Below are 12767 nucleotides of genomic sequence, written 5' to 3'. Positions count from 1 at the left end.
ATTTTAACTCTTAATTCGGAGCTCTGGAATATAGATATGCAGCTATTGCCATAAACACCAGATTCGGAATCCACACAGCCAGCCACGCAGGCATAGTCCCCGATACGGCAAATGAGGAACTAACCGTCTGGAACATAATATATGATACACTAAGCCCTAATCCTATACCTATATTCAGCCCCATACCACCTTTTACTTTACGGGCCGACAAAGAAGCTCCTATAATAGTGAGGATAAACGCAGAGAAAACAGAAGCAAAGCGTTTGTGAAATTCAATCTCGAACTGAGTGATACTCACATCGCCCACAGTTGCAATACCTTTATCTTTCTGCCGCTGTATATATTTATATAATACAGGGGTAGTCATTTGCTCAAAATCGTTTACAGATATCAGGAAATCGCTGGGCACTACATTCAATGTAGTATCTATCTTATCCCCGTTGCTGATAATCTCTTTCATTCCCTGCAATTCACGTATCTTATAGTTATACAGTTCCCAGTGATATGCAGTGTCGTATTTTATACGTTGAGCTGTCAGACGAGATTTAAGCTCCTTATCTTCAATTTTATCGAGAGACAGGTTGTATCCTTCCTTCGTCTTATTATCGAACCGCTCTATATATAAAATAACACCTTTATCTACCTGAAGCTGAATACCTGAAGCGTATTCCACACTCTTATCCCTTACATACTTATTCTGAAACTTGATACGGGTCACATTGGCTGGAGGGATTATAAAACTACTGAGAACGAATGAAAATATCGCAATGATCCCGGCCGATATCATATATGGCTTCATCAGCCGTTTGAAGCTCATCCCATTCGATAACATGGCGATAATCTCAGAATTATCGGCCAGTTTTGATGTAAAAAATATAACGGCTATAAATACAAACAAAGCACTAAACAGGTTTGTATAATAGGGCACAAAGTTGACGTAATAATCAAATATTATCGCTGTCAACGGAGCCTTTTTATCCAGAAACTTATCCAGCTTTTCATTTATATCGAATACGACAGCAATGGATATAATAAGAATAATGGAGAATATATAAGTCCCCAGAAACTTCTTAATAATATATCTGTCGAGTATCGAAAGTATTTTCATTTTCAATCACTTTGCCCTATGGGCGGTTACAAGTAGACAAGTTATTCTTAATTCTTAATTCTTAATTCTTAATTCTTAATTCTTAATTAATTATTTATATCCTTCTTGAAACATTCTCTACCATTTCTTTCTTCCAACCGGAAAAATCTCCTGCAATAATATGCTCACGTGCTTCTTTAACCAGTTGCAAGTAAAAAGCCAGATTATGTATAGAAGCTATCTGTAATCCTAATATTTCATTCGTAATAAACAGATGACGAAGATATGCTTTTGTATATAAAGTATCAACAAATGACGCTCCATTTTCTTCGATCGGAGAAAAATCGTCAGCCCATTTCTTGTTACGCATATTCATTATACCATTACGGGTAAACAGTTGCCCATTGCGTCCGTTACGGGTAGGCATAATACAATCGAACATATCCACACCCCGCTCTATGGCTTCCAGTATATTGGCCGGTGTGCCCACTCCCATCAGATAACGGGGTTTATCGGCTGGTAGTATTTCGTTTACCACTTCAATCATCTCGTACATTTTCTCGGTAGGTTCGCCCACGGCCAATCCTCCGATAGCATTCCCGTCTGCACCTTTCGAAGCTACATTTTCTGCGGCTCTGCGGCGTAAGTCAGGATAGACACAACCCTGCACAATAGGAAATAAGGCTTGCTTATACCCATACTCACATTCAGTGCCGTTAAACTGGGTAAAGCATCGGTCGAGCCATCGTTCTGTCAAATCAAGAGACTTTTTTGCATATGCATAATCAGCATCTCCCGGTGTACATTCATCGAAAGCCATAATGATATCCGCCCCTATCACCCTCTGAATATCCATAACGGATTCGGGTGTAAAAAAGTGCTTCGAACCATCTATATGAGACCGGAATATAGCACCTTCTTCTGTCAGTTTCCGGTTTTCGGCTAAAGAAAATACCTGAAACCCGCCACTGTCGGTCAGTATAGGCTTATCCCAGCTGTTAAACTTATGCAAACCACCTGCTTGCTTAAGTATTTCCAGGCCCGGACGCAGATACAGATGATATGTATTCCCCAGAATGATCTGCGCTTCTATATCATTTTTCAGTTCGGTCATATGTACGGCTTTCACCGCCCCCTGAGTACCCACCGGCATAAAAATAGGGGTCTCTATCTGTCCGTGATCGGTTGTTATAAGTCCTGCTCTGGCTTTAGTCTGCCCGTCAGTATATTGAAGTTTAAAATCCATTATTCCGTTCTAATCAGATTTGAGTGGTCTTTGATTGTTCAGCATCATCTGCTTCCTCTTTTGCTATTAAGTCTTTTAGTTGAACCACAACAATCGATGTCTTATTTTTCTTTATTACCGTAAACTGATAATCTTCTGCTTCCAGCTTATCATGTGTATTTGGAATACGCCCGAATTTATCGATAAGATATCCGGCAAGGGTATCATACTGCTTATCTTTGTCTATCGGGTGCGGCAACTCATCATTGATGTCGGATATGGCAGCCGTAGCTATTACCGAGTATGTATTTTCTCCGGTTTGTTCTACAAAAGGAATTTCATTATCATATTCGTCCTGTATTTCCCCAACCAATTCTTCGAGTATATCCTCCATTGAGATAACACCCTCTACTCCACCATATTCGTTCAGCACCATAGCTATTTGCTGATGTTTTACCTGAAACTCTTTCAAGAGCTGCCCGATACGTTTTGTCTCGGGCGTAAATGAAACAGGGCGTATAATAGAGCGTATATTCACATCTCCACTACTGATACGCATCTTTTTCAATATATCTTTCAAATGGACTACACCAATGGTATTGTCGATATTATCTTCGTAACATGGTACACGGGAATATCCTTCTTCTATTACAAATTCCAATGTCTTTTCATCGTAATCGTTCACGTCTATGGCCACCACTTGTGTACGCGGAACCATTATCTGGCGGGCGGTACGCTCCGAGAAATCAAATGCGTTCTGGATGATATCAAATTCGGTACTGTCTACCTTCCCGCTTTCTTTCGCCTGATCTACCAGATAGCGCAACTCGTCGCTACTATATACTTCCTGTTCCGAAACAGTATGCAGCCCAACCATCTTGAGTACGAGATTGGCAATGCCATTCAATAACCAGATGAAAGGACGGCAAATCCAATAAAAGCCATGCAAAGGATATGCAACAGCAAGCGTTGTCTGCTCCGAACGCTGGATAGCCAATGATTTAGGAGCCAACTCTCCCAATACAATATGCAATATAGTGATTATAATAAACGCGGTAATCAGCGATACTGTAGACAGTACAGACGGGGCAAGTTCAATATTGAACAGTCCGATTACTTCTTTGATTATCTTGGATACCACAGGCTCACCGATCCAACCTAAAGCAAGACTGGCTATGGTAATACCAAACTGGGTCGCAGCCAGATAGGAATCGAGGTGTGTTACTATTTTTTTTGAAAGAATAGCTGCACGGCTGCCTGCCTGAGCTTTCAATTCTAGTTGAGAAGACCGAACTTTTACAATTGCGAATTCTGCCGCAACAAAAAAACCATTAAGAAATACGAATAAAAGAGTAATTAAAATCGATATGAAAATGTCCATATTTTAATATGAATGATAATAGTGCAAAGATAATATAATTGTGTATTCGTTTAACAAAAAACGAATTAAACAACGGCGAAAATATAAATAAATATTAAATAGAACACTTTACATTTATTAACTATATATCGTTAAAATGTAACGAAAGTAACGGAAATCAATTATAAATTCGAATCTGTAGTTATCTTTTAATGTTCTATTATTTTCTGCACATAACCCTCCAGTAATTGTTTCAGTCCAATACGGGCAGAAGCGACAAGTGTTTCTTCGCGGAGGGTGATGGCATTATCCACCGCTTCATTAAATTCGGGGCGGGTTTTCTTCCAGTGGTAGAAAGTCTTAGGATTGATATTGACGATCTTACAGATTTCGGATACGCCGAAAAGGTCTTGTTCTATCATTTCAATGATACGTGTGGCGGTTTTGTTGGTATATTTCATAATGTCAAAGGTTTGAGCCTCCCGTCTTCCTCAAAGGAGAGGCGACAAAAGGCATTGATTAATAAATTAAACGAATAGCTATCGGCCAATAGCTAACAGCGTTTTTTACTATAGATAAATGAATTGGATTTTGATAACAATAAAGATTAATATCTGAGATTTTACTTAATAGCAGCAACTAAAATTGTGAAAATCAGAAAAAAACATATCTTTGTTAACAAACTAACCAATCTTGAAACCATGGAACCAAAAATGCTATTGAGAGACCCGGATATTTTCCCATCCGAAGAAGTGCTAGAAAACGTGCTCGGAGAAAGCATCTATCATGTGCTGGCTTCTTTCCTTGAAACGATTACAGACGAAGAATATGCGCTGGTTATTGAATGGCGGTTCTATAATGATGGGAAAGCATGGTTCGGCAAAGTACTTTATAAGAAAAAAACGGTATTGTGGCTTTCGGTCTGGGAAGGATATTTCAAAACAAGTTTCTATTTTACTGAAAAGCACCTTGAAAAAATTGCAGCTCTGGATATCGCCAAGACGGTTAAAGATGAATTTGCCATAACAAAACCGGCAGGCCGTTTGCTCCCGATGATTTTTAATATAAGCAGCCAGGAACAGGTAAAAGATCTGCTAACTGTCGTTCGTTTTAAGAAGAGTCTGGTCTGACTTCGGGTCAAAATACTTTTCACTTTGCCCTATGGGCGGTTACAAGTCACAAGTAAACGAGATACAAGATACGAGTAAACAAGTTATTCTTCATTTTTCATTTTTCGTTTTTCATTCTTATCTTCCCCGATTGCATTTCAAGGACTCCCCTATCCGTCATAAAACGGATGGCCCCGGTCACATCCTGCGCCTGGTAATCAGACAATACACCTGTTATATCATCTATGGATCGTTCCCCGTCCTTAAGCAATTCTTTTATATCCAATGATATCTTATTGAACTTTGCATTCGTCATTCCCGAATCGTTCTTGGCCAGGCAAACATCACATTGTCCGCAATCGCTGATATCTTTCTCATTGAAGTAAGATAACAAAATACGGCTGCGACACAGCTCATCCTGCTCTGCATAATGACTCATCGCCAGTATCCGCTTTTCGAAACGGTCTTTACGGTCTTCGTTTACAAGACGTGGTATAATCAGGTATTTCTTGTCCACCCGCTGACGGGTGTATGCTACCAGAGGCGTTTTTTTATGAGGAATATAATCGATAATATTGCGTTTATCCAGCATTTTCAGCATTTCATATACAGCTTTCCGGCTTTTGTCCGTCTTCAGGCCTATTTCGGCCTCGTTAATGGTTACATAATTGGTAAATAAACCTGTGTAAAGACGAAGGATAGTATTTACAAGTTGCTCATATTCCCGCTCAAAATCGTAATGATACAGATCATCTCTGTAAACTGTAAACATCACCCGCGAACGGTTATCTATCTCGTCGGTGTATTCTATATAGCCTGCCAGATCCAATATCCTGAGTGCATTATGAGTAGGCAGAAGAGGATATTTGTAAGTAGCACAGAACTGCTGTATATTAAAATCATATACCATACCCACCCCGAAACCTTCGGCCACCTGGAAAAAGTAAGCGAGCGAATCATATACCTGAGAGATAAATTCCCGTTCGGGAAACTCATCCCTTATACGCTTTTTCAGTTTTACACTATCGTTCTTATGGTATAAGATTACAGCAAAAGCCTTTTCCCCATCGCGTCCCGCGCGCCCTGCTTCCTGAAAGTATTCTTCTACCGAATTGGGCAGGTCGGTATGCACTACCAGCCGCACATCCGGTTTATCAATTCCCATACCGAAAGCATTGGTACAAACAATGATCCGTTTTTCATTATTCTTCCAGCAGCTCTGCTTCCGTGATTTATCTTCACTGCTCAGTCCGGCATGGTAAAAATCGGCGGAAAAACCTTGTTGTATAAGGAAATCCGACATCTCCTTCGTTTTCTGGCGGCTACGCACATAGATGATGGTGGAACCCTTTATTTTCTCAAGCAACCGGACAAGTTCTTCCGGCTTATTTTCCGTATTACGGACAATATAGGCCAGATTCTTACGCTCAAAGCTTTTCCTGAAGACATTCTTTTTACTGAAATGCAATTGTTCCTGAATATCATCTATCACCTCCGGGGTAGCTGTCGCGGTGAGAGCCAGAACAGGCACACCGGGCAGATGCTCGCGAATAGCCGCTATCTTGAGATAGGATGGACGGAAATCATAACCCCACTGGGATATACAATGCGATTCGTCCACTACCAGCAGACAAACATTCATATCGCGAAGTTTACTCAGGAATAGTTGGGTAGCCAGTCGTTCGGGTGACACATAGAGGAATTTATAATCACCGAAGATGGCGTTTTCAAGCGTAGTGATAATCTCCTGCCGGGTCATCCCCGAATATACGGCCAATGATTTTATATTTCTCTGACGCAGATTATCCACCTGATCTTTCATCAGGGCGATAAGCGGAGTGACAACAAGACAAAGACCTTCCATTGCCATTGCCGGCACCTGAAAGGTCAGTGATTTTCCTCCGCCTGTGGGCATCAGCCCCAGCGTATCTTTTCCCTGGCTGACGGAATGGATAATATCTTCCTGTAAAGGGCGAAATTCTTCATAACCCCAATACTGTTTGAGTATTTTGTGATAGGTATCCATTCTTCTATGTGCCAATTAACTAATATGCCAATGTGCCAATATCGGATTGTTTTCAATTGGCATATTGGCACATTAGTCAATCAGTATATTAATTTTTCATCGGACGCACCTCTATCTTAATATCAGTACCATCCAAGGCTTTACCTATTTTCTCCTGATCGAATTCCGACATATGATACGGATAGAGTACTTTCGGCATCACCTTTTTAGCTGCATCCACAAACATGTCGTCTGTCATTGTATATGGCAGGTTCTTAGGTATGAAAGCAATATCGATGACACCTTTCAGTTTATCCATCTCCGGAATATTTTCGGTATCGCCGGCGACATATACTTTTTTATCACCAAATGTAAAGATATAACCATTGCCCCGTCCTTTAGGATGGTATGCTTCTCCGTCAGGTTTCTTATTTACGATATTATAAGCAGGAACGACATCGATGGCTATTCCACTCCATTCGGTCTTATCACCGTTATTTACCACATTTCCATATCCAAGTATTTCGTTGCATACCTTCGATACTATATAGTGTGTGTCAGCCTTCTTTACTGCGTTGATAGCTGCTGTATCAAGGTGATCGCCATGCTCATGCGTCAGGATAATCAGATCGGCCTTAGGTAATCTGGAATAATCTGCGACTTGAGAATAAGGGTCTACCTGAATAACCTTTCCTGCAAATTCAAACATAACCGAGCCATGGCCTACCAGTGTTACTTTCAGCGGGCCTTTGCTCGTTTCGTAGCTGTCAGCTTTTATATATTCCGCCTGTTCCATACTCAATGTATCAGTAGCTTTATCTCCGGCATTTGCCGTACTGGCCTTCTTCCCGCAGGCAACAAAGGAAAATAAAGCGATTGTTAATGATAATACTAAAGATCTCTTCATATTCTTGTCATTTAGTGTGAATCCGAAAGCTGTCCTGTATCTATATCCTTGACATAAAGCTGGATATTGGTCTTTCCATTGTGCGTATTTTCCTCCAGTGTATAGCAAATGTCAAACGGCTGGTCGTTTTTTACCATCTCACTATTGGCACTTTGGCGAAAAGCGATACCATTCACCGGAATTGTAGTCGTTTTATCTATCATTTCCAGTTTCAGGTGTACATTATCTTTTCCCACAGGTTTACTTGTACCATAATCCTGTACATCCCATGTAACAAATATAGGGTTCAGGTTCTCCGGCCCAAAAGGCGCAAAACCGGCCAGGTCACTTATAAATTTCGGCGTAATCTCTTTGAATGAAAGTTCGGCATCGATACAAATCTGAGGGCGCATCATTTCGGGTGCTATCATTTCAAGTGATAAAGCCTCGAACCGGCGCTGGAATTCGGCCAGATTTTCTTCTTTCAGCGATAAACCCGCTGCATATGTATGCCCTCCGAAATTTTCCAAGATATCTTTACAGGCTTCTATGGCCTTATAGACATCAAAACCCATTACCGAACGGGCAGACCCGGTGATTAGTCCCTGAGATTTGGTCAGTACTACAGCAGGGCGCAAATATTTTTCGGTAAGACGTGATGCTACAATACCGATAACGCCTTTGTGCCAGGTTTCATCATATATCACCAGACTCTTCTTTTTCGACATATCCACCGTTCCGTCGATAAATTGTATCGCCTCGTCTGTTATCCTTTTATCCAGCTCGCGACGGTCGTCGTTATAATGGTCTATATTAGCACTCTTCTCCCGTGCATCTTCTATCGTATTGGCCAGCAGTAAGTCTACCGCCTCTTTTCCTTTCATCATACGTCCCGAAGCATTAATACGGGGACCTATCTTGAAAATAATATCATTCACGGTGATACTTTTGTAAGTAAGTCCACAGATCTCAATTATCCCTTTCAGACCCAGACTGGGATTGGAATTAATCTGCTTTAAACCGAAATATGTCAGTATCCGGTTTTCACCCGTGATGGGAACAATATCCGAAGCTACACTAACAGCTACCAAATCGAGCAAATCGGTCAGTTCCGAAAAATCTATCTTATTATTCTGGGCCAATGCCTGCACCAGTTTGAAGCCTACCCCGCATCCTGAAAGATGTTCGTACGGGTAAGTCGAATCTACACGTTTGGCATCAATAACTGCAACCGCGTCGGGAAGTATCTCGTCCGGCATATGATGATCACCGATTATAAAATCAATCCCTTTGCTTTTGGCATAGGCGACCTTCTCAATGGCTTTAATACCACAATCGAGAGCAATAATGAGTTTCACACCTGTCTCTTCGGCGTAATCTATCCCTTGTTCCGATATTCCGTAGCCTTCATCGTAGCGATCGGGGATATAATAATCGAGGTTAGTTGTGAATTTCCGCAGAAATTTATACACAAGTGCGACGGCAGTTGTTCCGTCCACATCATAGTCACCGTATATCAATATACGCTGCTTTTGTCCCAACGCCTTCTCAATTCTCTTGATAGCTTTGTCCATATCGGGCAAAAGGAAAGGATCGTGTAAATCTTTCAGGTTTGGATGAAAGAATTTATATGCATCTTCGGTAGATGATATTCCTCTCTGTATCAAGAGCTGACAAAGAACAGGGCTAATGCCTAATTTCTTAGCAAGATCATCTCTCTGCTCTTTTTGCTGGGTTGTTAGGGCTTCGTAATTCCATTTGTAAATCATTTTATATCGTTTTTTCTTTCTTCTGTCTTAGCGAGGCTAATTAACATATCTCAAACATTCGCAAATGTTAATATGCACTGAATATCAACCCCATATAGCACCATTACAAGCAGTAAGGGTAGTTTGCTATCAATTTGTAAAGATAATATATATATGTGAAAACGCTATTAGTGATTCTTATTTTTATTTTTTATTTTATTATAATAATCTATAATGAAGATAGGGTTATAGTCCGGTTCTATTACTTCTATAATAGACTTCTGATAAATAAAAAAGTCCCGTTTCCAGGACTTTATATTTAATAACACTAAAATACAACTATTTTACATTACTTGCCTTTAACCCTTTAATAACTGCAGAAGAAAAGCCTGCATGTTCCATTTCATTCAATCCTTTTATTGTGATTCCTCCGGCTGTAGTCACCTTGTCTATTTCCGCTTCGGGATGGTTCCCATTTGCCTCGAGCAGATCGATTGCACCACGAAGTGTTTGCAAAACGGCATCTTTAGCCTGGTCAGGATATACTCCCATCTCAATACCTCCTTCCATAGCTGCCCTGATATATCTGAAGGCAAAGGCTATACCACACGATGTAAGCGAAGTTATAGCCGGAATAAGTTTTTCTTCCACAAATTCAACTTTACCAAGTTGGGAAAAGATGCGGAACACTTGCTCGCGTTGTTCCTTATCCGCATTCTGTGAAGCAATATACGTCATGCTCTGACGCACGGCTATAGCAGTATTAGGCACAACACGGAATACAGGTTGACGCGGGCTAGTCCATTCCTGTAGTTGAGCCAATGTTACAACAGCCGCAACAGATACGATCAACTGTTTCGGATTTTCCAATAAGGTCTTATGCGTCTTCAGTATGTCCTCTACCATCCACGGCTTAACAGCAATAATGAGAATATCTGCCGTAACCAGTGAAGAGTAATCAGCTACCACGACATTTATATCTTCACGAACCTCCCTCAGGCGGGGTACATTCCGGCCTTTATGGTCGACAATGGTTATATCCTGAGGCTGTACACCTCCATTTACTGCTAAACCACAAGCTATGGCTCCTCCCATATTTCCGGCTCCGATAATAGTTATTTTCATACGTTGATTCTATTTTAAAGGATGTATGGAAATTCGCATGACAAAACGATCCTGTGTTTTGACGTATTGCTATTCATGCTCGTTTTCATTTTTTACTGTTTTGATAAAAACAAAGGTAGCAAAATTTACATTTTTCTGAGTACTTTCTCCAAATACGCTTTCAATATACTTGCATGATTATATACCGGCTCCCGGGAAGCATATAACAACGTAACAATATTATGCGATTCCACTGTTTTTATAAAATCCTTTGCTTCATCCGCCCCATCCAATTCTTTTTGGTACATAGTCACAAAATCATCCCATCTGCTTTTTATGTCGTCATGAAACCATTTGCGCAAATTAGGAGACGGAGTAATATTTTTCGCCCATAAGTCGTATTTCAGCTGGTCTTTTCTCATTCCTCTGGGCCACAGGCGATCGACCAGTATACGAAAACCATCTTCATTTTCAACATCTTCATAAACCCGTTTCAATTTTATCTCTGTCATATATTGTGAAGTACTAATATTATTATCCATTAATTCTAGAACAACAGAACATCTTTTTTTGTTTGATAAGGACTATTCGGATGCAATTCCGACACTTAATCCACCCCAAATATTTCTTTTTTATCTAATAAATAAACGAATCGCAGATTATTATTACATTTTCCTTATTTTTGTGCAAACTTTAGCTTATGATAGAAAGACTTTTCAAGAAAAAAGATATATCAGTAATACTCAGCGAGCCCACAGAAACTAAGGGCGGGCTTAAAAGAAGCCTATCGGCTACAAATCTCGTTACTCTGGGAATTGGCGCAATAGTAGGAACCGGAATTTTCGTTATCACCGGACAAGCTGCCGCTATGTATGCCGGGCCGGCACTGACTATATCATTCGTTATTTCGGCACTGGGTTGCATTATGGCAGGACTGTGTTATGCGGAATTTGCCGCCATGATACCCGTATCGGGCGGAGTATATTCATACAGCTATACCACAATGGGTGAAATTCTCGCATGGTTTGTAGGCTGGATATTGATTCTTGAATATCTTTTCGCCTGCTCTAGTGTGGCGGTAGGCTGGTCGGGCTATATGTTAAGTTTACTCGACGGATGGGGTATTGATTTCCCAGATCAGATTGCCGGGGCCACATTCGACCATCTTAAGGACGGAAGCTGGGTATGGACAGGGCGTATCATCAATTTTCCTGCCGCATTTATCGTAGCCATAGTATCCGCCTTCCTGATTGGAGGCATCAAACAGTCAGCATTCGTCAATAATATCATCGTTGTTATCAAAGTTAGCGTAATCCTCTTATTCATCGGATTTGGCCTTTCATATATAGACACAAGCAACTGGACACCATATATACCTGAAAATACAGGAGGTTATGGAAATTTCGGATGGACGGGTATCCTCAGGGGTGCGGCAGTGGTATTTTATGCATATCTGGGATTCGACGCTCTGTCTACAGCAGCAGGGGAGGCAAAAAATCCACAGAAGGATATGCCAAAAGGCATTTTGTTTTCACTGCTTATATGCGCGCTGCTGTATATCGCTGTAACCACAGTATTGACAGGAATAGTCAATTACAAAGACTTGAATGTAGATGCACCAATAGCACTTGCCATAGACCGTACAGGCGAAAGTTTAGCCTGGTTAAGCCCCCTCATTAAACTGGGAGCAATTGCAGGGCTTAGTTCGGTAATTTTGGTAATGATGTTAGGACAATCACGTATATACTATTCTATTTCTAAAGACGGGTTATTACCGAAGGTGTTTTCGAAAGTAAATGATAAACATGGAGTTCCCCACAATGCGACTATTTTTGCCAGCATTATCACAGCCTTGATAGCCGGGCTCTTTCCTCTTCATGTTCTCAGTGAGCTGGTATCGATAGGTACCCTGATGGCCTTCACCATTGTGTGCATTTCCATTGTCATACTGCGTAAAACGCAGCCCGACCTCAAGCGTCCGTTCAGAACACCTCTTGTACCATTTATCCCTTTGGCCGGAGCTGCGATCTGTATTGTACAAATGCTATCTCTACCGTGGAGCACATGGGAACGGCTTATCGGCTGGACTGTGATAGGATTTATCATTTACTTTACATATGGGATAAAGCATAGCAAATTGAATAATATCAATAAGAAGTAATTAATCTTTTAATTCTTATACAACAAAGGGATTTGAATTACTGATTTATAAAACAATAAGTAAAACATCAATACATATAAAT

At 40.7% G+C, this 12767-nt stretch carries 11 protein-coding genes; 2 read left to right on the top strand and 9 right to left on the bottom strand.

The window, feature by feature from the left end; translation table 11 throughout:
* Window positions 1-10: 10 nt before the first annotated feature.
* The 4 genes from QZL88_RS18420 to QZL88_RS18405 form a co-directional block, all read right to left on the bottom strand.
* A complete protein-coding gene (locus QZL88_RS18420; protein WP_296943730.1) occupies window positions 11-1114 on the bottom strand; it encodes an LptF/LptG family permease in 1104 nt (367 codons plus the stop codon).
* A gap of 88 nt (window positions 1115-1202) precedes the next feature.
* A complete protein-coding gene (gene tgt / locus QZL88_RS18415; RefSeq protein ID WP_296943727.1) occupies window positions 1203-2333 on the bottom strand; it encodes a tRNA guanosine(34) transglycosylase Tgt in 1131 nt (376 codons plus the stop codon).
* 13 nt (window positions 2334-2346) lie between these two features.
* Window positions 2347-3693, bottom strand: a complete 1347-nt coding sequence (locus QZL88_RS18410) for a hemolysin family protein (protein WP_296943724.1) — start codon at window positions 3691-3693, stop codon at window positions 2347-2349.
* 188 nt (window positions 3694-3881) lie between these two features.
* Window positions 3882-4133: a hypothetical protein gene (locus QZL88_RS18405; RefSeq protein ID WP_363927780.1), complete on the bottom strand. Its 252-nt coding sequence runs from the start codon at window positions 4131-4133 to the stop codon at window positions 3882-3884.
* A gap of 240 nt (window positions 4134-4373) precedes the next feature.
* On the opposite strand from QZL88_RS18405, the gene QZL88_RS18400 reads away from it, so the two are divergent.
* Window positions 4374-4802 (top strand): DUF3788 family protein, encoded by a 429-nt coding sequence (locus QZL88_RS18400; protein WP_296943721.1) that lies wholly within the window; start codon window positions 4374-4376, stop codon window positions 4800-4802.
* A gap of 97 nt (window positions 4803-4899) precedes the next feature.
* On the opposite strand, the gene QZL88_RS18395 is transcribed toward QZL88_RS18400, so the two are convergent.
* The 5 genes from QZL88_RS18395 to QZL88_RS18375 form a co-directional block, all read right to left on the bottom strand.
* On the bottom strand, window positions 4900-6807 hold the full coding sequence (locus QZL88_RS18395; protein ID WP_296943719.1) for an ATP-dependent DNA helicase RecQ: 1908 nt from the start codon (window positions 6805-6807) through the stop codon (window positions 4900-4902).
* An 88-nt stretch (window positions 6808-6895) separates the two neighbouring features.
* Complete coding sequence (locus tag QZL88_RS18390) at window positions 6896-7693, bottom strand: MBL fold metallo-hydrolase (RefSeq protein ID WP_296943717.1); 798 nt, start codon at window positions 7691-7693, stop codon at window positions 6896-6898.
* Between the two features lie 11 nt (window positions 7694-7704).
* Window positions 7705-9441, bottom strand: coding sequence for a single-stranded-DNA-specific exonuclease RecJ (gene recJ / locus QZL88_RS18385; protein ID WP_296943715.1), 1737 nt, complete (start codon window positions 9439-9441; stop codon window positions 7705-7707).
* 318 nt (window positions 9442-9759) lie between these two features.
* Window positions 9760-10545 carry a pyrroline-5-carboxylate reductase gene (gene proC, locus QZL88_RS18380; RefSeq protein WP_296943712.1) on the bottom strand — a complete coding sequence of 262 codons (786 nt, stop codon included), beginning with the start codon at window positions 10543-10545 and terminating at the stop codon, window positions 9760-9762.
* 125 nt (window positions 10546-10670) lie between these two features.
* Window positions 10671-11036, bottom strand: a complete 366-nt coding sequence (locus tag QZL88_RS18375) for a DUF488 family protein (RefSeq protein WP_296945137.1) — start codon at window positions 11034-11036, stop codon at window positions 10671-10673.
* 188 nt (window positions 11037-11224) lie between these two features.
* Between QZL88_RS18375 and QZL88_RS18370 the strand changes: the two genes are divergently transcribed.
* The gene (locus tag QZL88_RS18370) at window positions 11225-12685 is read left to right on the top strand and encodes an amino acid permease (RefSeq protein WP_296943710.1); all 1461 of its coding nucleotides are present in this window, start codon (window positions 11225-11227) and stop codon (window positions 12683-12685) included.
* The last annotated feature ends 82 nt before the right edge of the window (window positions 12686-12767 follow it).

Source organism: uncultured Dysgonomonas sp., assembly GCF_900079725.1.
Lineage (GTDB): Bacteria > Bacteroidota > Bacteroidia > Bacteroidales > Dysgonomonadaceae > Dysgonomonas.
Note: the sequence above shows the minus strand (reverse complement) of the source record. Positions and strands in the feature narration are given on the sequence as shown.

Excerpts from the sequence above, each read along its gene's own strand:
- QZL88_RS18395 (WP_296943719.1), bottom strand. The coding sequence starts at position 6,807 with ATGGATACCTATCACAAAATACTCAAACAGTATTGGGGTTATGAAGAA.
- tgt (WP_296943727.1), bottom strand. The coding sequence starts at position 2,333 with ATGGATTTTAAACTTCAATATACTGACGGGCAGACTAAAGCCAGAGCA.
- QZL88_RS18390 (WP_296943717.1), bottom strand. The coding sequence starts at position 7,693 with ATGAAGAGATCTTTAGTATTATCATTAACAATCGCTTTATTTTCCTTT.
- proC (WP_296943712.1), bottom strand. The coding sequence starts at position 10,545 with ATGAAAATAACTATTATCGGAGCCGGAAATATGGGAGGAGCCATAGCT.
- QZL88_RS18375 (WP_296945137.1), bottom strand. The coding sequence starts at position 11,036 with ATGACAGAGATAAAATTGAAACGGGTTTATGAAGATGTTGAAAATGAA.
- QZL88_RS18405 (WP_363927780.1), bottom strand. The coding sequence starts at position 4,133 with ATGAAATATACCAACAAAACCGCCACACGTATCATTGAAATGATAGAA.
- QZL88_RS18370 (WP_296943710.1), top strand. The coding sequence starts at position 11,225 with ATGATAGAAAGACTTTTCAAGAAAAAAGATATATCAGTAATACTCAGC.
- QZL88_RS18410 (WP_296943724.1), bottom strand. The coding sequence starts at position 3,693 with ATGGACATTTTCATATCGATTTTAATTACTCTTTTATTCGTATTTCTT.
- QZL88_RS18400 (WP_296943721.1), top strand. The coding sequence starts at position 4,374 with ATGGAACCAAAAATGCTATTGAGAGACCCGGATATTTTCCCATCCGAA.
- recJ (WP_296943715.1), bottom strand. The coding sequence starts at position 9,441 with ATGATTTACAAATGGAATTACGAAGCCCTAACAACCCAGCAAAAAGAG.